Origin of the sequence: Sphaerospermopsis reniformis, from assembly GCF_005402885.1 — a bacterium.
GTDB classification, from domain to species: domain Bacteria; phylum Cyanobacteriota; class Cyanobacteriia; order Cyanobacteriales; family Nostocaceae; genus Sphaerospermopsis; species Sphaerospermopsis kisseleviana.
The window spans coordinates 1-19,851 of sequence record NZ_BJCE01000093.1; the positions used below are offsets into that span (position 1 = coordinate 1).

The 19,851-nt window shown below is 37.6% G+C and carries 15 protein-coding genes, 1 tRNA gene and 1 pseudogene; 2 read left to right on the forward strand and 15 right to left on the reverse strand.

The genetic code is table 11. From position 1 onward, the window contains the following. Positions 1–266 precede the first annotated feature (266 nt). On the reverse strand, positions 267–1,877 hold the full coding sequence (locus FFR48_RS14220) for an ArnT family glycosyltransferase (protein ID WP_137667805.1): 1,611 nt from the start codon (positions 1,875–1,877) through the stop codon (positions 267–269). Positions 1,878–2,135: 258 nt separating this feature from the next. Here FFR48_RS14220 and FFR48_RS14225 point away from each other — a divergent pair, with 258 nt between their 5' ends. Beyond that, on the forward strand, positions 2,136–3,665 hold the full coding sequence (locus FFR48_RS14225; RefSeq protein ID WP_137667806.1) for a hypothetical protein: 1,530 nt from the start codon (positions 2,136–2,138) through the stop codon (positions 3,663–3,665). Positions 3,666–3,837: 172 nt separating this feature from the next. Here the strand turns inward: FFR48_RS14225 and FFR48_RS14230 are convergent, their stop codons facing one another. From FFR48_RS14230 to pstS, 14 genes and pseudogenes are all read right to left on the reverse strand, one after another. After that, the gene (locus FFR48_RS14230; RefSeq protein ID WP_137667807.1) at positions 3,838–4,653 is read right to left on the reverse strand and encodes a formylglycine-generating enzyme family protein; all 816 of its coding nucleotides are present in this window, start codon (positions 4,651–4,653) and stop codon (positions 3,838–3,840) included. Positions 4,654–4,740: 87 nt separating this feature from the next. Further along, positions 4,741–4,953 (reverse strand): annotated as a pseudogene (avd, locus tag FFR48_RS14235) (diversity-generating retroelement protein Avd); the annotation flags it as partial. A 106-nt stretch (positions 4,954–5,059) separates the two neighbouring features. After that, positions 5,060–7,711: an SAV_2336 N-terminal domain-related protein gene (locus tag FFR48_RS14240; protein ID WP_137667809.1), complete on the reverse strand. Its 2,652-nt coding sequence runs from the start codon at positions 7,709–7,711 to the stop codon at positions 5,060–5,062. Positions 7,712–7,886: 175 nt separating this feature from the next. Beyond that, positions 7,887–8,954 carry an AAA family ATPase gene (locus tag FFR48_RS14245; RefSeq protein WP_137667810.1) on the reverse strand — a complete coding sequence of 356 codons (1,068 nt, stop codon included), beginning with the start codon at positions 8,952–8,954 and terminating at the stop codon, positions 7,887–7,889. 9 nt (positions 8,955–8,963) lie between these two features. Then, a complete protein-coding gene (locus tag FFR48_RS14250) occupies positions 8,964–10,052 on the reverse strand; it encodes a VMAP-C domain-containing protein (protein ID WP_137667811.1) in 1,089 nt (362 codons plus the stop codon). 118 nt (positions 10,053–10,170) lie between these two features. Beyond that, positions 10,171–10,422, reverse strand: coding sequence for an RpnC/YadD family protein (locus FFR48_RS14255; protein WP_137667812.1), 252 nt, complete (start codon positions 10,420–10,422; stop codon positions 10,171–10,173). Between the two features lie 21 nt (positions 10,423–10,443). Then, positions 10,444–11,313 (reverse strand): trypsin-like peptidase domain-containing protein, encoded by an 870-nt coding sequence (locus FFR48_RS14260; RefSeq protein ID WP_137667813.1) that lies wholly within the window; start codon positions 11,311–11,313, stop codon positions 10,444–10,446. 14 nt (positions 11,314–11,327) lie between these two features. Next, positions 11,328–11,657 carry a CU044_2847 family protein gene (locus FFR48_RS14265; RefSeq protein WP_137667814.1) on the reverse strand — a complete coding sequence of 110 codons (330 nt, stop codon included), beginning with the start codon at positions 11,655–11,657 and terminating at the stop codon, positions 11,328–11,330. Positions 11,658–11,886: 229 nt separating this feature from the next. Further along, positions 11,887–11,958, reverse strand: a tRNA-Cys gene (locus FFR48_RS14270). Positions 11,959–12,138: 180 nt separating this feature from the next. Continuing rightward, complete coding sequence (locus FFR48_RS14275) at positions 12,139–12,732, reverse strand: chromophore lyase CpcT/CpeT (RefSeq protein WP_137667815.1); 594 nt, start codon at positions 12,730–12,732, stop codon at positions 12,139–12,141. Between the two features lie 296 nt (positions 12,733–13,028). Next, the gene (gene pstB, locus FFR48_RS14280; protein ID WP_137667816.1) at positions 13,029–13,808 is read right to left on the reverse strand and encodes a phosphate ABC transporter ATP-binding protein PstB; all 780 of its coding nucleotides are present in this window, start codon (positions 13,806–13,808) and stop codon (positions 13,029–13,031) included. Between the two features lie 52 nt (positions 13,809–13,860). Continuing rightward, a complete protein-coding gene (gene pstA / locus FFR48_RS14285) occupies positions 13,861–14,742 on the reverse strand; it encodes a phosphate ABC transporter permease PstA (RefSeq protein WP_137667817.1) in 882 nt (293 codons plus the stop codon). 110 nt (positions 14,743–14,852) lie between these two features. After that, positions 14,853–15,854: a phosphate ABC transporter permease subunit PstC gene (pstC, locus tag FFR48_RS14290; RefSeq protein ID WP_137667818.1), complete on the reverse strand. Its 1,002-nt coding sequence runs from the start codon at positions 15,852–15,854 to the stop codon at positions 14,853–14,855. Between the two features lie 207 nt (positions 15,855–16,061). Next, positions 16,062–17,102 (reverse strand): phosphate ABC transporter substrate-binding protein PstS, encoded by a 1,041-nt coding sequence (gene pstS, locus FFR48_RS14295; protein WP_137667819.1) that lies wholly within the window; start codon positions 17,100–17,102, stop codon positions 16,062–16,064. 715 nt (positions 17,103–17,817) lie between these two features. Between pstS and FFR48_RS14300 the strand changes: the two genes are divergently transcribed. Further along, complete coding sequence (locus tag FFR48_RS14300; protein WP_137667820.1) at positions 17,818–19,617, forward strand: aspartate kinase; 1,800 nt, start codon at positions 17,818–17,820, stop codon at positions 19,615–19,617. The last annotated feature ends 234 nt before the right edge of the window (positions 19,618–19,851 follow it).

Genomic DNA, 19,851 nt, shown 5'->3' on the forward strand with positions numbered 1-19,851 from the left:
TGATTGGTGATTGGTGATTGGTGATTGGTGATTGGTGATTGGTGATTGGTGATTGGTGATTGGTGATTGGTGATTGGTGATTGGTGATTGGTGATTGGTGATTGGTGATTGGTGATTGGTGATTGGGCATTGGGTTATTAACTTCCCCCTGCACCCTGCCTCCTGCCTCCTGCCTCCTGCCTCCTGCCTCCTGCCTCCTGCCTCCTGCCTCCTGCCTCCTGCCTCCTGCCTCCTGCCTCCTGCCTCCTGCCTCCTGCCGGGATGATTTACTGAGTATCTTTTGTAATCAATTGCCAACCGGCGGATTTTCCCACTACTTTAAGAGATGGGAATTGGAGATTTTCTAAAGCAGAAGCATTCACAAGCAAATAGGGCTGCACATCATACTGCCAATGATATTGCAGATCGCCGGGGGAAGCAGGAATAATGGTGCGATCGCTATAAAAATTCAAGGATGAACGAGGGTAAGGAAAAGATGTGTAGATTTTCTGAACTGCCGGATTGGCACGTGCTATCATTGCTGCCACAGGCTTGACTGGATAAGCTTCTCCTAGTTCCCACATCCAGTAGTCAGATTTGATCAACAACAACAGAGAAATATAACTTCCCCAAATTAAAATTTGCCAAAATTGCCGATCGCCTCGTTCTGCCAAAATTGCTGCTAAAGTCATAGTCAAAGCTACGGCGGCCAAAATCATCTGCAAGTCTGTTGTACCTGCACTACCCCAACTCAGATAAATACTAGCCGCAGACGCTACCAAAGCCAAGACTGCAAAACTGGTTATCCAAGCACGGGGATAGGATGAGAATAAACGCCAATTCTCACTCTGAGTTAAAAAGAAACCACAGGCTAAAGCAAAGCTGGGATAAATTGGTAAAATATACCAAGGCTGTTTGACGCTAACCAGAGAAATAAGTAGTAAATACACACTAATCCAAACTAGGATGAGTTTAGCCCAGCTAAAATTGCGATTTTCCCAGGTAAAACCCACAGTTTGCGGTAAAAATACCAGCCAAGGCCATGTCCATTTGAGAATTTCTAGGAAATAATACCAAGAAGCTTCAGGCTGACCATTAGCAGCAGCAATCTGATTCCAGGCTTGATCGTCTAAATCAATTTGAGAGAAAGGATAACCATAGCGCAGTAGTTGGGCAACATACCAACCCAATACTGGTAAAATACCGATGAAGATTCCTGTCCATAGATAGTAACTGGTGAGTAATCTTGGTGTATCCCAAAAGAGAAAAACTACAGCAATAGCACCTAAAAATATGCCCACTATGCCTTTAGTTAGGCAAATCAGCCCAAAACTGATACCGACACCAAGACAATAACGCAAGTCTCGGCGCGATCGCAACACACAGAAAATCATCACCATTAACAAACTTACCACTACGCCATCTAGCGTTGCTAATCTGCCATGACGCACTACTGGCAACATCGTCAGATAAATCAAGGCGCTATAAACCGCAGCCCAACGGAGGCGAAATATTTCTCTACCAATACAATACAGCAAAGGCACAGAAATGGCTGTCAGTATAGCTCCAGGTAGGCGAGTTGTCCATTCATTCACACCACCCAGGGAGTAAGCCCAAGCAATTAGCCAGTGCATGAGGGGAGGCTTGTTATAGTATGGTTCACCTCCCAAGGTAGGGTAAAGCCAGTGCATAGAACCTGCTTTGGCACGCCAAATTTCTTTAGCAACTTGTGCCACAGTCCCTTCATCCCAATCTGTGAGCGGCAGTCCGCCAAGATTGATGCTAAACAGCAATATTGCCACCAACAGCAAACCTATTAACCATAGTCCATCCATCCATCTGCCAGAGGTGCGATGCTGTTTTTCTAGATGAGTCCCAATATAGCGTCCTTCTTGCATATTCTATGCTAATCATTTTACTCACTGGTTTGATTTCATAGAGACCAGAGCGAATCTCCAATTTTGCCATACCTTCACAAACTATTTTCACAAGCAATGGCTAGATCCCAAATTACCTCAGTTTTCTCTGAAAAATAATAATTTTTTGCATAAAAATTTTTTAGTTATTTTTTAAACAATTTAACAAGATTTTTGCCAATTAAATGATATAAAGAATACAAGGTTAAATTGGTCAATTACGCTGAAGGAGTTTGGAAAATGCGCCTACCTGTCATTTTAGATATCGCCCTGGGTTTAATTTTTATTTACCTGATTTTAAGCTTGTTAGCTTCCGAAATTCAAGAATTGATTGCTACAATCCTGCAATGGCGTGCTGCACATTTAAAAAAATCAATCGAAATTTTCTTGGCTGGAGATGTTAAAAATTCAGAAGCCAAGGATCTAATTGATATGGTCAACAAAATTTATAGCAATCCTTTAATTAAAAGTATTAACCAAGAAGCTAAAGGCATTTTATCCCAGTTACCAAGAAAATTCACTTGGTTTATGGGTGATATAACTAGTAAGATCGGAAGAACAATAAATAAATCACAGGTAAATCATAAGACTTTTAATCAAGATAAAAGTGCGCCTTCTTATATTCAGAGTGATACTTTCGCTACCAGTCTTTTAGAAGAATTACAACTGCCACAAATCATCCATAGTCTAACAGAAGTAAGACTAGAAAAATTTAAAAACCAAAGGTTACAAGAATTACAAACAATTTTAACTCGCTCACTCAGACAAATCCAAGAAACAGAATTACCAAAGTATATTGCCCAGGATATTAAAGATGATTTAGCAACTCTCACTTCAGAATATACAGAAATTGTTAAAGATTTTAAAAAGTACAAGTTTGATATAAATACAAGCGTTAGTCAAATGCAGGATAGCTTGGATAAATACATTAATAACTTTCAGGCGAATATAGAAAATGAAAATCCCATACTAATAGAAACTTGGAAGCGACTGCAAGCTTTACAAAAACACATTTTTCCCAGTGTTGAAGAAGCAATTATCATCGGTGGTTTAAAACCTAACATGAACGAACTTGTCCAATTACTAGACACAAGTAATACTGTTGTTGAGGAAATTCAAATCACTCTTAAAGATAAAAATAGTCAAAGCCATAAAACCATTAAAGAATTAATAGATACCTTACCAGATGGCATGAAGAGAAATATTGCTAACATAGCCAAGCGAGCGCAATACAAGGCTAAAAGTACAGAGGAAGGTATTGAAATATTACGGAGAGAAATTGAGAATTCTTTTGATAGTTCTATGCAAAGAGCAGGTGGTGTTTACAAACGAAATGCTAAAGGAGTCGCTATTTTAATTGGTATTCTCCTCGCTTTTGGTGCTAATGCTGATACATTTCATATCATTGATCGCTTATCGAAAGATACAGTTTTGCGAGAAGCAATTGTTTATAAAGCTGTGCAAACTATAGATCAACAATCTGATCCTTCCAACCTCAAAAATATTGACACTAAGGAGATTTTAGAGGAAATTAGTTTACCAATAGGTTGGACAAATGAAAACTTAGAAGATCAAATTGGTTGGAATCCAACGAAGATCAATAGCGTACCTATGATCAGTTTATTAACCATGTTATCTGGTTGGATAGTCAGTGGTGTAGCTATTGCAATGGGAGCGCCCTTTTGGTTTGATTTACTGAGTAAAGTTATGAATGTTCGCAATGCTGGTGGTAAATCAACAAAATCAGCTAGAAATCGAGATGCAGATTAATTAATATCATTCCGGCGCTGCCCGCCTGGTTTTAGGTGCTATGATCCTCAAAAAGCTTGCACTTTGTGTGTCCTGAGCGGTGTCGAATGACTCCGCCATGGCGGAATCAGCTTTGTCAAGGCAAGGATAAAGGAAAGAAGGGTAAAGGGCAAAAGAGAAAGAGTATAAAGGGCTACAAATTCCACGCAGCACCACACACAACACGAAAACCGAAGCTGTAGTAGTCGAAGCCCGCAACATGAAAGCCGCGACGCGCCGAACGGCAAACTACAGGATTGTCGTCCCAAGAACCACCGCGCAGCACTTTCGCGTTGTTATTAGGCTCGTCGCTTATCCACCTGCTACTATCCGCAGGTGCATTTTCATAATTATTATGCCAATCATCTTCACACCACTCCCACACATTGCCGTGCATATCATATAACCCAAATTCATTTGCTACTTGAAAACTGCCTACTTCTGTGGTTTCTTCTCTATAAACTCCTTTTACTCCATTACCATAAGTGTACTTACCGTTATAATTTGCTAAATCCGTTGTTATTGTCTGGCCAAAATGAAAGGGTGTGGTTGTTCCTGCACGACAAGCATATTCCCATTCCGCTTCGCTGGGCAGTCTGTAGGGTCTTTTGGTGTAGTTTGATAGTCTAGCACAAAATTCCACCGCATCATGCCAAGAAACCTTTTCTACAGGGCAGTTTGCTCCTTTAAATTCCGATGGGTCTGGTTTTAGTTCTTTGTTGACTTGGGGTAACTGTGCTACCGCTTGCCATTGTGCCTGGGTAATGGGATATTTACCCATTGAAAAGGGCTTGATGGTGACTTTGTGTTGCGGTCTTTCGCTGCTACCACTTCCCTCTTCATTTTCTGGTGAACCCATGATGAAAGTTCCCCCAGGAATTAGCACCATTTCTAATTCAATGTCGTTTCCTAAGTTTTCTATAAAATATCGGGCGGTTTTTTTATGGCGATTAATAATAGTTTTGGGCATTGTTAGAAAATTAATAGAAAATAAGTAATTATGTCAGAATCAGGATGTCCAGGATTTTAGGATTAACAGGATAATTTATTTTAATTGACGTAATATATCTAGTTTACTATTTAATGACTGTAATTGCTCTAGTTTATCAACAGCATATTTAGCAATAATTAAAGCATCTAATAAATCGTAAAGTCCAGTAATTATCCTATTACCTAGCATAAATTTATGATTCTGTGGTAGGCGGTTAAGAATAGGCACATACCACTTAATTAAATCGTAGGTTTTTTGAATAATTGGTAATTCGTTCATCTTTGCTCAAAAGGGTAAAAATTCAAAAAAATTTTTTAAAGCTCGCTTCGCTCGCTAAGGGTAGAGGAAAGAAGGGTAAAGGGCAAAAGGGCAAGAGTATAAAGGGCTACGAAGTCCGCGCAGCACCACACACAACACGAAAACCGTAGGAGCTGCCGACGAAGCCCGCATCAACATAGTAGCGACGCACCGAACGGCAAGCGGCAGGAAGGTCGAACCAAGAACCACCGCGCAGCACCTTTTCATTATTATTAGACTTGTCGCGTACCCACGCGCTACCATCCGCAGGTGCATTTTCATAATTATTATGCCAATCATCTTCACACCACTCCCACACATTGCCGTGCATATCATATAAACCAAATTCATTTGCTACTTGAAAACTGCCTACTTCTGTAGTTTCTTCTCTATAAACTCCTTTTACTCCATTACCATAAGTGTACTTACCATAATAATTTGCTAAATCCGTTGTTATTGTCTCCCCAAAATGAAAGGGTGTGGTTGTTCCTGCACGACAAGCATATTCCCATTCCGCTTCGCTGGGCAGTCTGTAGGGTCTTTTGGTGTAGTTTGATAATCTAGCGCAAAACTCCACCACATCATGCCAAGAAACACTTTCTACAGGGCAGTTTGCTCCTTTAAATCTCGATGGGTCTGGTTTTAGTTCTTTGTTGACTTGGGGTAACTGTGCTACCGCTTGCCATTGTGCCTGGGTAATGGGATATTTACCCATTGAAAAGGGCTTGATAGTGACTTCGTGTTGCGGTCTTTCGCTGCTACCACTTCCCTCTTCATTTTCTGGTGAACCCATGATGAAAGTTCCCCCAGGAATTAGCACCATTTCTAATTCAATGTCGTTTCCTAAGTTTTCTATAAACTGCTGTGCTTGTTTTTGGTACTTGTTAACACTTAATTCTGTTTTCTGTGTTAGCCCAAACAACTGTGATTTTTTGATTAATTCAATTTTGGCAAATGTAAAAGTAAAAGGTTGTAGTACATCATCTTTAATAGTAACAGTGGCACATTCAAATTCAAAGGTTTTGATTTCTGGTAGGGGTAATTCATGAATTACCCCTACCGGTTCTAACTGTTGTGCTAAACGCGCATAATCTCCCCCTAAATTTTGCAATACTTCCTTAGTAATCTCCGCAAAGGGAAGAATTTCTGCTTTGGTGTTTTCATCCCAGTCAGAGTTAGCAAATAACAAAGCTTGAAAATTCTTGATTTGGATGCCAGCTTTCTGAGCTATATATTGAGAAACAGTCTCAAATACAGCATCAACTTCTGTCTTTCTAATAGAACGAAGTAAAACTTTTCTCACTCCTTTTACAAATTCATATCGCCATATTTCTGGTTGATTTTCTTCGCTCACTAACCTTAATTCTAACAACCCACTCATAAAAATTTCCGCCAAAATAATTGGCTTCCTTGGTTGGGGCAACATTTTTTCCTGAATTAAATGAATTACAGGCATACTTACCGGAGCAGATGCCATATAAATCGCCAATTTTCTCGCTAGAGGGGAAGCACTATGATAAAATGTATTAACTAATTTATTAACTAATTTATTAACTAATAATTCTGGTTCTTCTATTGTTTGTGAACTGGATAATTTATCTGTAGGTATTAATTCTTTCCAGTTCGGCATAAATACAATACCCACAGTGTCCATAGTACCTGTACCAGCCATCACTTTTGCCCAATATTTTAAAGATTCAGGTTCTAAAATCACAATAGGTAACTTTAATGCTTGATTGGGGTTTTCTTTTAACCAGGTAGGGAAATCATGAACAGTCAATTGAGAATTAAGTGAACCTGGTTCAATCGCACTTAATGAAACGGAAATACCCAAATCTAAAACTGTGCGTTCCCATAATTGTTCGGGTAATAATTGCAGAACAGTTACCGGAACTTGTTTAGACCATAATTCTAATAATTGGTGTATTTCTCCTTGCCACCATAAAGAGGAAACACAGTCACTAATTAATAATATTAACCGTCTACCATTAGGTTCTAATAATTCTTTGGGACTGCGGGAACGTTGTTTTTTTGTAGTTTTTCCCTGCTGGTTAAAAAATTGCGGTTTACCATCATTTGTGCGTAAACTCCAAGTATAAACATTTCTAAAAGCTCCATGTCGTTCCATTAATTTACGGAACTCGTTGATAGTTTCTTCCCAAACAACCGTAGCGCGGTTTTCTTCAACAACTATCACCAAATCTAACCAACGTTCTCGCGCAGGTTTTAAAACTGGTATCCAAACATCATTTTCTGCTATTTGTTGAACAGTATTTTCTTCATCTAAAACAAATTTTATCCGAGATGGAACTTTTCGCATCAATGGACGGAGTGACCTACCAATTTCTAAAGCATTAGGTAAAGCAGCAACCGCAGGAGCTTTAAAAGGTACTCCTGATGATGAAGGTGTTGGTTTTTCAGGGGTTGGTTTTTCAGGAGAATTAGGCGATGGCTTAGAATCTATATCATGTTTAAGATAAACTTTAGCTGTGGGTGCTTCTGTTTTTTCTTCTGTAGAAAAATCTGAATTTTCAGATTTTGTAGATGTTGAAGGTTCTCTTAGATTAGGTGGTATCTTAGCGGTAGTCTGAGAACTCTGATTTGATTGCGTAACTTCATCAACAGGTGCAACTACTGATGGTAATTTTATCTGATTTGCTAACCAGAGAGCATCAGCAATATCCTCTGCACTCATGTCCAGTTCTAACTGTTCTAAAAGTCGAATCAATCTGTTAATCATGAGTCCTCTTAGCTATCTGATTAGGTTCTACCGTTCCCCCTATATAAAACTATGTTTACCGTAGGTTGGGTTGAGGAACGAAACCCAACACCATACTTTGCTATCTCCCGCTAATGTTGGGTTTCACTTCGTTTAACCCAACCTACAATTATTTACTTCTTAATCATGAGTCCTCTTAGCTATCTTGTGAACTATCTAAATATTTTAATATTTCTTTAATCAACTTTTCTTTAGTTGTACCTGTGGGGGATTGTTCATTAGTGACTAAATAGATAGCATTGAGAAGTTGGTCTGTTGCTAATTCCCCATTTAGACGTTTTTTGAGAAATTGATCAATTAAATTATCTGCTTCTTTAGATAGTTTATCATCTAACTGTAGATGTGCTTTAACTATCCGTTCTAATTCTTCTTGATTAGGTTCTTGAATATCCAATCTAATACAGCGTCTTAAAAAAGGAGGAGGAAAATCTCGTTCACCATTACTGGTTAAAATCACAAAAGGAAAAGATGTACAGCGAACCCTACCTTGTTTAATAGTAGCTTTTCCATCTTTATCTGCTGTCTGTACTTCTACCTGATCTAATTTATCAGCTATGCGTCTTAGTTCCGGTATTTCAAACTCTCCCTCTTCAAAAATATGCAATAAATCATTAGGTAAATCAATATCACTTTTATCAATTTCATCAATTAATAAAACTCTGGGTTTATCAGATGGTAGTAAAGCTGTTCCTAGTGAACCCAAATTAATATATTTACCAATGTCTGCTAGATTATCTTTAGATTTTTTATCTTTTACATCTTGTAAATGTTGTATTGCCTCATCTAATAATCCTAGATTCAAATATTTACCAAGTTTATCTACATTATCCTTTTCTTTTGCATCTTGTAATCTGCCTATGGCATCATAATTATAAAGACCATCTTTTAATGTGGTGCGTGTGGTAATTGGCCAATGTAACACTTCTCCTAATCCTAGTTCATAAGCGACAGCATAGGCTAAAGAAGTTTTACCTGTTCCTGGTTTACCTGTTACTAATAAAGGTCGTCGTAAATATAAAGCAGCATTGACTAATTCTACCTCTTCTGGACGGGCTTGAAATGTCTCAGCGCGTCTTTTTTTGGGGTCACTTTCACTATTATTAAAATCTCGCCAACTTGGTGGTGCTGGAAGTTTAGAACCCTCCTCTATCCACTTTTCATTAACTTCATTATTGCCTTTAAATATTTGCCAGTCGTTAGTCATAGTTATTACCTAATTGTTGATAATGATTGGGTTAGATTCAGGTGTTAAAATATAAGGATTTTCACAAATGAGAATAACATCATTTCCTAATAGATGATTATTACTATTATTAATTCGTGATTCTAAGCGGTTTATTCTCACATTTTCTAGTAATTCATAAATACAGCAGTTTAGATCATGATTTTCTCTATTTTGATAATCTGTTAAAGAAATTTTATCTCTATGACATATAGCTAAAGGAATTACATTACTCTGTAATGAACCAAAAATTTTAGAAATTTTATCAGTATCATTTTTGATATGGTCATCAAATATATTTAAAATAATACCAATTGCTTGATTTACAAAAGCAGAAAAACTGTTAGCATCATATTCATGTATTTTTTGAAAATTATTACAGTTTATATTCTGTAATTTCTCCCATTTGTCAATCCACTGTTGTTTTTTGACTCTCAGATATTGTTTGTCTAATCGTTCTACATCTCGAACAATTACTCTGTACTTCTCACCAATAGGACTTGTTTCACCAAAATCATTTATTTCCCATTGTTCAACAGGATAAGTAAGATATTCTTTAGGTAGAAAAAATACTATATTTATATGTTTTTCTAGAGAAACATTTATTTTTTCGGTCAAGAGAGAATTTAAAATTTTGGGGATATCCTGAATTTTAAAACTTTGATCATGAGAATCACAAATATCAATTGTATGATAGTATGGGCTATCTATTATATAATTTTGAATATTAGGAATAACCCAACCACTAATTTTAAATCTTGGATTTTTTGATCTTGATTTTGTTTGTAATGGTTCTATTTTAATTAATATATATGATTCTGGTATAATATTTGGGTTTGGCTCATCCGTACTATGTGCAGATGTTGAATCAAAATTTTCTATATCAGATTTTAATTCTTCTATTTTCTGATCAGTATCCTTTATTTCTTTGTAAAGGATGTCTATTCGTCGCTGCAAGTTATTTTTATCTTGAGCATTTCCCGTTGCATTAAGTTGTTCACAAAGTGCTTCATAATCCTTTTTTAGCTCTTTGTATCTCTTTTCTAATTGCTCAAGTTTAATATCATCAGGTTTTGCCATATTATAAAAAATCTCCATACCATAATTTATTATCAAAATTGTTTAATTATTTGATTAGATGGGTAGGGATTTATCATTGCTAAACCCCTATAAATAGATGAGAATTTGTCATAGGAAATTATTTACTTTCCTTTTTGATTGCTTGTCTCACCACTTCTATATCTAACTCCAATATACGAGCAATTTGTTCTACAGTTAACCCCTCACGTAACAGTTTAGGAATCGTTTCTAACTTCACCTCTTCCTTGATCTCTTCCCTAACTTCTTCCTTAACTTCTTGATAAAATCGAGTTTGTTGCCATTCTGTTAATCCAAACATTGCTTCTAACTCCTGACGGCTATAGGATGAAAATTTGTAAATCGTTTTCATTTTATCATTTTAAAATGGTGATCACCCGATCATTTTTAACTGTTCAACGACATCATTCATATCCTTTTCAATCCTGTTTAATTGTCGCTGCAAGTTATTACGACTTTCGGCATTTTCTGTATAATTCAATTGGTTATAAACGGCTTTATAATCGCCTTCTAAAATTACTAATCTTTTGTTCAATTCCCTAGCTTTAATTTCTTGGACTCGACTCAAAGAGGGAGAAGAATTTATTGATTGTTGTTGAACAGCTTGATTTAAAAAACTCCAAGCTTCAACTAACACAGTTGTAGGTATCATAAATGCCGCTTTCACACCCTCTCGCTTTTTCTCTGCGGCCACGGCCATTCCCACAACTCCCTGTAATGTTTCATCCCAAATAGGAGAACCACTAAAACCCGGTTCAATTTGATATCCAGTAACTTTAATTGCTTCTATCTGTATCCAGCGAGTAGCTTGGACATCACGCAGTTCACCATCAGCCCAAACACCAGTATCATGTCCTTGGGGAAAGCCAAAAATGCGAAATTTATGCTGCCAATAATCTGATGTAGTGACAAGTTTTACAGGACTTACGCCCATTGGTAAAGTTTCCTCTATCTGTAACCCAGCAATATCTTCCTTACTTTGTCCTGGGTTCACAGGTTGCCAAAATACAACCTTAGCTTTTAATTTTTGTCCAGGTGCAATCAGGGGAAAATCAAGTTCTATAATGCCATCTGGTGATTCTTGTATGTTAGTGATAATACCCAAAGCGGCTGTCACCACATGAGCGCAGGTAAGCAAATGGTACTGACTCACCAAAAAACCAGCACCGATAACTTTACCGTTTTTATTATAAATGCGAGCGATCGCACTTTTACAAGTTACAAAATAATTTGCTGTTGACATGGAAGCTGTAAATCTTAGTCTTTATTCCACTTAACAGTTACTTCAAAGGTAACTTCCCCACCCACAGAAGTTAATATAGCGCCAGCATCAGCACTGAGTTTGACACCAAACTTAACTTCCATTTCTTTCGGACCTAAATCTTTAAATTTATTATTCAGACTAGCCACCACAGGCTTAATATTATCTATCGCTTCTGAAAATGTTTTTTGTGCTTTGGCAATTTCCTTACCAGAAGGTAGTGCCACTTTCTCAATAGCAGTAGATGTATCTTCTGATTCTTCAACTTCTACTAAAAAAGCTGTTCCATCTTCTAAAGCAAACTCAACTAATACTTTTTCTGCCATATTACATATATATGTTGCTATTCAGACTATGCAACGTCAAATATACAACATTGCCAACATATTTGTACAGCAGAAAATAGCACTAAAGACAGTTGTCTTATGGCTAAAGGCAGACTTACCCCAAAATTACCCCAAATTTATCCCAAACAACAAAGGACGAGCATTAAACCCGTCCCTATACTTATTGATAAAACCTGTAAATAGCTTGGTTTTGGCTGTTTTCTCTCAAAGGCGACACCCAGATTCGAACTGGGGGATAAAGGTTTTGCAGACCTCTGCCTTACCACTTGGCTATGTCGCCGCACTCACAACTACTTATATTATCACCTTTATTCCTAAATTGCATCCCCTGGGGAAAAAATTTTTTGGTGATTGGTGATTGGTGATTGGTGATTGGGTTATTAACTTCCCCTACCTCCCCTATTCCCTATTCCCTTTTAACTTCTTAACTGTCACCTGTCACCTGTCACCTGTCACCTATTCAAGATAACTTCACCTCATCTGCAAAGTTACCCCAGCGCACAAAGTGAAATGGACCTGCGACAGAACCCCAAAGATGCTCATCGGTGTCTGGATCTCGTCCTTTGTCCCAACTGATGAACTTATCTCCATCAATTTCAAATTTACTATCCAAGTAGGTTCTTTGTCCTTTGCGGACGACGATACAACCTTTACCTGGTTCAACGTGACCTCTAAAACAATTCCCAGTCCACTCTACAATCATGTTACAACCAGAAAGTTTTTCCAGGCGATCGCCACTTAACTGATACAACCTTCCTAAATCACGGGATGCACCGAAAAAGTCTTTTTCCTCTTTTACCGTGTAGTTTTCAATCAGGATTTTCTCACCCTCTGTCACTAACTTCAATACCCGCAACCGATAAGGGTCATTGAGCATATAATCATAAGCCTGTTCTACAAAAAAACTCACCCCCGATAACAACCCATAAGGGAGAGGACGCATACAGACACGAATATGGGCGTAAAAAGCCGGATTTTCAAACACTTGAGCTTGATTACTAAAATCAGCGGCCATCCAACGGGCTAAGGTAAGAATATCAGTGGAATGAGTCATGACAATTTTGGATTTTCGATTTTGGATTTTGGAGTAAGGATTCTGGTTTTGGTAGACAGGCTCAAAACTCCTTGACTCACATTGCTTTATTTTAAAGCTTGGTGCGTCACGTTAATTAATGGGGAAATCAAAATTCAAAATTAACAACCGAAAATCAACAGTCCTGATAGCGGTTTTCTGTTTGATGAGAATAGATCATCAAAAAACTCAGATAAAAATCTGACCTATATCTCCTGTAATATTTCACAATCCCAAATCCAAAATCTAAAATCTAAAATCTAAAATCTAAAATCCCATTAACCAAAGCGTCCTGCAACATAATCACGGGTACGCTCATCTAATGGATTACGAAAGATTTGACTTGTAGCACCAAATTCTACCATTTGCCCGATCCTACTTTCATCGGTGCTAAAGAAAGCAGTAAAATCAGAAACGCGGGTTGCTTGCTGCATATTATGAGTCACAATCACTATTGTTAACTCAGATCGCAAGCTATGAATCAATTCTTCAACTTTCAATGTAGCAATAGGATCTAAGGCTGAACAAGGTTCATCCATTAATAAAACTTTTGGTTTCACTGCTAAAGCACGCGCAATACATAAACGTTGTTGCTGTCCACCAGAAAGACCTAATGCAGATGTGTTAAGTTTATCTTTCACTTCATCCCAAAGTGCTGCACCTTTGAGCGCCGATTCCACTATTTGATCTAATTTAAATTTGGGACATTTACCAGCAATTCTCACACCATAAGCAACATTTTCATAAATACTCATGGGAAAAGGATTTGGCTTTTGAAATACCATGCCAATTTCTCGCCGCAAACGATTAATATTAATGCGGGGGTCATAGATATTTTGTTCATAAAATTCTATGCTTCCTTCAACTTTGACTTTACCTTCTAATTCACTAATCCGGTTTAAGGTTTTAATGAAGGTAGATTTTCCGCAACCACTAGGACCAATGAGTGCAGTAACTTGGTTCTTATAAATATCTAATGATATGCCTTCGATAGCTTTGTAATTACCATAATAAAAACTTAGGTTTTTAATTTTGATTGCTGGAATTAGGTTACTCATGATTATTTTAGTGATAAAAAACGGTGAAAAGTATTGGTGAAACAATTAATAATTACTTGAATCTGCTTTTACTACTTAATAAACGAGAGATGAGACTAAAGAACAAAACTAAACTCAATAAAATGATAGAAGTCGTCCAAACTAATTTGTTAATTTCTGGGTCAGGATTATTGTAAAGATTGAAAATTAATACAGGTAAAGAAGCAGTCGGACTCATTAAACTATCGGACCAGTTTTGACTAAATAAAGCTGTGAAAAGTAATGGTGCTGTTTCACCTGATGCACGGGCGATCGCTAATGCAATACCTGTAGTAATTCCGGGAATTGCTGATTTGACAACAACCCTAAATGTAGTTTGAAATCTTGTTCCTCCTAATGCAGCAGAAGCTAAACGTTGTTGAGTGGGAATTAGTTTTAATGCTTCCTCTGTTGTTAAGGCAATTATTGGTAACATAATCACAGATAAAGCAAAACCACCAGCAAAGGCGCTAAATTTTTTAGTAATTAAAACAACGACTCCATAGGCAAACATTCCTACAACAATTGAAGGTACACCTGTGAGGATAGAAGTTAGAAACCGCACAAAATTAGTAATTTTATTAGTTTTACCAAATTCTGCTAAAAATATGCCGGTCATTATCCCTATGGGAATGCTTAATAATGCCCCAAAACTAACCATAATAATAGTACCAATAATGGCATTAGCAAAACCATTTTCAATCAGTGGAAGGTAAAACATTTCTGATTTTAACCCAGAAATTCCCCTTGATATAATTTCCCACAAAATTGATGCTAGTGGAAACAATGCCAACAAACTCAATATGAATGATAAACCATTCATGGCATAGCTAAACAAACGCCTCTGAGTTGGTAGCGGGCTGAGTAATTCTTTAGGTAAAGATTCAATATTTTCTGGATTTATATAGCTACTCATGGGATTTTGGATTTTGAATTTTAGATTTGGGATTTTTTGAGATGTTTCTGAATTTATGAGCAATCTGTTTGTCTATATTTGAAAGCTGATAACTGATGACTTAATGCTTACTAAGAATTTTTCTTGCGTACCCATTGCACTAATAGCACAGCACCGATATTAACTGCTAAGGTTAAAACAAACAAAATCAAACCTAAATAACTCAATGAACCAATATGTAAACCAGGTTCAGCTTCGGCAAATTCATTAGCTAGAACAGCGGGAATTGTATAAGCTGGATCAAGTAAAGATAGACTAATTTGAGCCGAGTTACCAATTACCATTGTGACTGCCATTGTTTCACCAAGTGCGCGGCCTAAAGCTAACATTGCTGCACTTACCATTCCTGAAAAACCTGCTGGTAATAACACCCGAAAAATGGTTTCCCAACGAGTGCTACCTAAAGCCATAGATGCACTGCGTAATTCTTTAGGAACAACCATCAAAACATCACGAGAAATAGCCGCCATTGTTGGTAAAATCATAATCGAAAGAATAATTCCCGCCGTTAACATATTATTACCTGTGGGATATTCAGTATTAAACAAGGGGATAAAATTAAAAGTTTTACCTAACCATTGTTCAAAGGGTTCGATAATGGGAATAAATACAAAAATTCCCCATAAACCGATAATTACACTGGGAATTGCAGCAATTAATTCTACTACAAAAGCAATAATATTTCTGACTACTAATGGTAAAAAGTCTTCACTCGTTACTAGGGCGACTGATATTCCTATAGGCACAGTCAATAAAATAGCGATCGCACTACTCACTAAAGTACCATAAATATAAGGTAATGCCCCAAAAACTTGATTGCCTGTATCCCATTCTTGACTCCAGATAAACCCTAAACCAAATTGAAAAACCGCTGGTTTAGCTTCTTGAAAAATTACCCAAGTCATGACAAATAAAATTGCTACAGTGATGGCAGCAAATAGATAAACTAGAAATGTAAATCCTTGATCAAATCTAAAATTTAATCCACCAGTAACAGTTAAGTTGATATTTTCATCATTTACTTTTAAGTCTGATGATTGATGGTAATCATTCTTCTCAAAGGAATTGGGCATAATTAATCAAAACAATTAAAGTGAAATATTTAGTTATCCAAAGTTAAATAGTGAATTGAGAAAGGATTTAGGATACAGATTACAGGATTCAGAATCATTATGATTATTCTGACTCCTGACTCCTGTACGGGTGAAGCATTCGGGCGATAAATTTTCAATTTTTTCACAGGCTATTTTCCGAATGCTTCGCCCCTTGCCTAGTTTTGATTATTTAACAGTGCTATTCACTGTTTGTAAAACACGATTGACAACATCACTAGGAATTTTTGTGTAATTCATGTCATCATTAAATTGTTGACCATCTTTAAGTACCCAGTTAATCCATTTTTTAATCGCATCTGCTTTAGCTGGAGTGGGATAATTTTTATAAATCATCATCCAAGTTAAACCCACAATAGGATAACCCTGATTAGGATCACCTACAAATACACGATAGTTAGCTGGAAAAGTTACACCTGATAAAGCTGCATTTGCAGTTGCTAAGGAAGGTGCAATAAATTCTCCTTTTTTATTTTGTAATTGTGCTGATTTTAATTTGTTTCTGGTAGCGTAGTCATATTCAACATAACCAATAGCTCCGGGAGTACGAGCAACTAAAGCAGCTACACCAGGATTACCCTTTCCTTTCAAAGCGTTGGGTAAATTCCATCTTGGTGCAGTATTAGCGCCAATTCTACCTTTAAAGTAGGGATTAATAGAACTCAAGTGATTGGTAAAAATGAAAGTTGTACCGCTACCATCAGCACGAACTGCAAATTTAATCGGTTGGTTTGGTAAATTTACACCTGGGTTATCAGCTTTAATTTGTGGATCATTCCAGTTAGTAATTTGTCCAGAAAAAATTGCTGGTAGGGTTTTACGAGACAATCTAAGTTGGCTAACACCTGGTAAATTGTAAACTACCGAAACCGCACCACCAGCAGTAGGTACTAAAATTACACCATTTTTGACCTTGGCCATATCTGCATCTGTCATGGCTGCATCACTAGCACCAAAATCTACAGTACCAGCTATAGTTTGACGAATACCACCACCACTACCAATTGCTTGGTAATTAATTTTTAATTCAGGATGTTTCTTTCTTACTTCCCGTGCATAACGTTCATAGAGAGGTGCGGGAAAAGTTGCTCCTGCACCGTTCAAAGTCTGAGCTTGAGCAACTGCTGTGAAAATAGGACTAAATGCTACGGCCGCTGTTACTACAGAAGTAGTGAATGCACGGCTAAAAATGGTGGTTGAAATGTTCATAATGCCTCATTTTGAAGGATGTTTTACCTGATGGAATTACAGCCTTAAATAAAGTTCATACTTGCTGATTAACTAGAAATTAATAACCGTCAAAGAATAGATTAAACTATGTTTAAATTTCTTCCTAAAGGAGTAGTGATAGTAATTTTGTTCACCAAGTTGTGTAAAGCCGAATCATAATTTTTATGATTTTATGCAATTAAATGTATATTCACGGTTGTAAAAGTTGCGTGTTTCACCATAAATAAACCCAGCAGGGTCATTATCAGAACCCCTGCTAGGAAATTAGTTGATATTTGTGCCATGTTTGCGCGGATCAGCGTTTATTTGTCCTAAATAATGCCTACCCCTACTTAAAATAACTATATATAGTATGTAAATAGGTTAAGAACAATCATATAATAGGTTAAAATGCTGTTAAACTTATTTTTCCTCAATTCGTAAAATTGCAGAGTTAAATAAGTCGGCTTGAAAAAACCGAGGTATGTTACAGAAAGTAAAATCTCTGAAAGTCTCTTACCTTTTGCCTTTTGCCTTTTGCCTCTTGCCTCTTGCCTTGCCATAACGATAAATTTTAACGCCTACCTACTTAAATTACTGAGTGGAAAATCCAAATCGCTGATATTTTAGTAATCTAAATTAATGGTAAATTTTCAAAGCTTCCCGACGGAGGCATTGATCACAGCACAATTTGAATATTCAAACATCTACAGTTATGGCGCTCATAGTTCAAAAATACGGTGGTACATCTGTTGGTTCGGTGGAACGTATCCAAGCGGTTGCACAACGGGTTTATAAAACTGTACAAGCAGGAAATTCCGTTGTCGTCGTCGTTTCCGCAATGGGTAAAACCACCGATGGATTAGTTAAACTAGCTAATGAAATCTCTAAAAGTCCTAACCGTCGGGAAATGGATATGCTGCTTTCCACAGGGGAGCAAGTCACCATTGCTTTACTAAGTATGGCTTTGCAGGAAATTGGACAACCTGCTATTTCTATGACTGGCGCTCAGGTAAGTATTGTTACTGAAGCTGAACATACTCGCGCTCGCATTTTGCATATTGAAACAGAGCGTTTGATGGGGCAGATTAATTTAGGTAAAGTCGTTGTTGTAGCTGGTTTCCAAGGAATTTCTAACACTACAGCAATGGAAATTACCACCTTGGGGCGTGGTGGTTCTGATACTTCCGCAGTGGCTTTGGCGGCAGCTTTGGGAGCAAATTTTTGTGAAATTTATACAGATGTTCCAGGGATTTTAACTACAGATCCGCGCCTTGTACCGGAAGCGCAGTTAATGACAGAAATCACCTGTGATGAAATGCTGGAGTTAGCTAGTTTGGGTGCAAAGGTATTACATCCCCGTGCGGTGGAAATTGCCAAAAATTATGGTGTTCCTTTGGTGGTAAGGTCCAGTTGGACGGATCAGCCTGGTACATGGGTAACATCGCCAAAAGTGCAAGAACGGGCGTTAGTCAATTTAGAATTAGCTCGTCCTGTGGATGCGGTAGAATTTGATATTGATCAGGCTAAGGTATCTTTATTGCGTGTACCTGATAAACCAGGGGTAGCAGCAAGGTTATTTAATGAAATTTCCCGTCAACAAGTAGACGTAGATTTAATTATTCAATCAATTCATGAAGGTAATAGTAACGATATTGCTTTTACCGTAAATACACTTATTTTGAAACGAGCGGAAGCTGTGGCTGCGGCTATTGCACCAGCTTTGAGAAATCAACCCAATTCAGATGAAGCAGAAGTTTTAGTAGAAAATAATACAGCAAAGGTGAGTATTTCTGGAGCGGGAATGATTGGCCGTCCTGGTGTAGCTGCTAAAATGTTTGTAACCTTGGCGGAAGCGGGTGTAAATATTCAAATGATTTCTACCAGTGAAGTTAAGGTGAGTTGTTTGGTAGATGCGGGAGATTGCGATCGCGCTATTGCTGCACTTTGCAACGCTTTTGAAATTACTGCTTCTCCTGCTGTTCTATCTTCCCCAACCCCCGAATCTCCCGCAGTGCGTGGTGTTGCTTTAGACATGAATCAAGCACGGTTAGCTATTCGTCAAGTTCCCGATCAACCAGGAATGGCTGCGAAATTATTTGGTTTATTGGCAGAATATAACATCAGTGTGGATATGATTATTCAATCACAACGCTGTCGGGTGGTTGATGGGGTTGCGCGTCGGGATATTGCTTTTACCGTTGCCAGGATGGATGCAGAAAACGCCCAAAAGAAATTAACCCAAGTTGCAGATCAGTTAGGATGGGGTGAGGTAGTTTTGGATGGGGCGATCGCTAAAGTGAGTATTGTTGGTTCGGGAATGGTTGGACAACCAGGTATTGCCGGGAAAATGTTTACAGCTTTAGCGGAAAATAAAATCAATATCCAAATGATTGCCACTTCAGAAATTAAAATTAGTTGTGTTGTGGCACAAGATGAGGGTGTGAAGGCTTTGCAAGTTATTCATACAGCGTTTGGGTTAGCTGGAAGTGAAAAATTTGTAGTACCCGCGTGAAAATAATACTCAGATCCTCGACTTCTCAAAGAAGTCGGCGATCTATTATTAGGAATTACCATTCAAGTCTTTAGGTCACAGTAAGGGCGAAGCATTCGGACAATTAATTAGGGGTTGCTGAGAAAGTCTTTCCGTGAGGGCATAGGAGTCAGGAGTCAGGAGTCAGGAGTCAGGAGAAGATTTGAAAATTTCTTTGCCATCTCTTGAAATCCCAAAAAATGCACACTTTTTCCG

Excerpts from the sequence above, each read along its gene's own strand:
- FFR48_RS14220 (WP_137667805.1), bottom strand. The coding sequence starts at position 1,877 with ATGCAAGAAGGACGCTATATTGGGACTCATCTAGAAAAACAGCATCGC.
- FFR48_RS14225 (WP_137667806.1), top strand. The coding sequence starts at position 2,136 with ATGCGCCTACCTGTCATTTTAGATATCGCCCTGGGTTTAATTTTTATT.
- FFR48_RS14230 (WP_137667807.1), bottom strand. The coding sequence starts at position 4,653 with ATGCCCAAAACTATTATTAATCGCCATAAAAAAACCGCCCGATATTTT.
- FFR48_RS14240 (WP_137667809.1), bottom strand. The coding sequence starts at position 7,711 with ATGATTAACAGATTGATTCGACTTTTAGAACAGTTAGAACTGGACATG.
- FFR48_RS14245 (WP_137667810.1), bottom strand. The coding sequence starts at position 8,954 with ATGACTAACGACTGGCAAATATTTAAAGGCAATAATGAAGTTAATGAA.
- FFR48_RS14250 (WP_137667811.1), bottom strand. The coding sequence starts at position 10,052 with ATGGCAAAACCTGATGATATTAAACTTGAGCAATTAGAAAAGAGATAC.
- FFR48_RS14255 (WP_137667812.1), bottom strand. The coding sequence starts at position 10,422 with ATGAAAACGATTTACAAATTTTCATCCTATAGCCGTCAGGAGTTAGAA.
- FFR48_RS14260 (WP_137667813.1), bottom strand. The coding sequence starts at position 11,313 with ATGTCAACAGCAAATTATTTTGTAACTTGTAAAAGTGCGATCGCTCGC.
- FFR48_RS14265 (WP_137667814.1), bottom strand. The coding sequence starts at position 11,657 with ATGGCAGAAAAAGTATTAGTTGAGTTTGCTTTAGAAGATGGAACAGCT.
- FFR48_RS14275 (WP_137667815.1), bottom strand. The coding sequence starts at position 12,732 with ATGACTCATTCCACTGATATTCTTACCTTAGCCCGTTGGATGGCCGCT.
- pstB (WP_137667816.1), bottom strand. The coding sequence starts at position 13,808 with ATGAGTAACCTAATTCCAGCAATCAAAATTAAAAACCTAAGTTTTTAT.
- pstA (WP_137667817.1), bottom strand. The coding sequence starts at position 14,742 with ATGAGTAGCTATATAAATCCAGAAAATATTGAATCTTTACCTAAAGAA.
- pstC (WP_137667818.1), bottom strand. The coding sequence starts at position 15,854 with ATGCCCAATTCCTTTGAGAAGAATGATTACCATCAATCATCAGACTTA.
- pstS (WP_137667819.1), bottom strand. The coding sequence starts at position 17,102 with ATGAACATTTCAACCACCATTTTTAGCCGTGCATTCACTACTTCTGTA.
- FFR48_RS14300 (WP_137667820.1), top strand. The coding sequence starts at position 17,818 with ATGGCGCTCATAGTTCAAAAATACGGTGGTACATCTGTTGGTTCGGTG.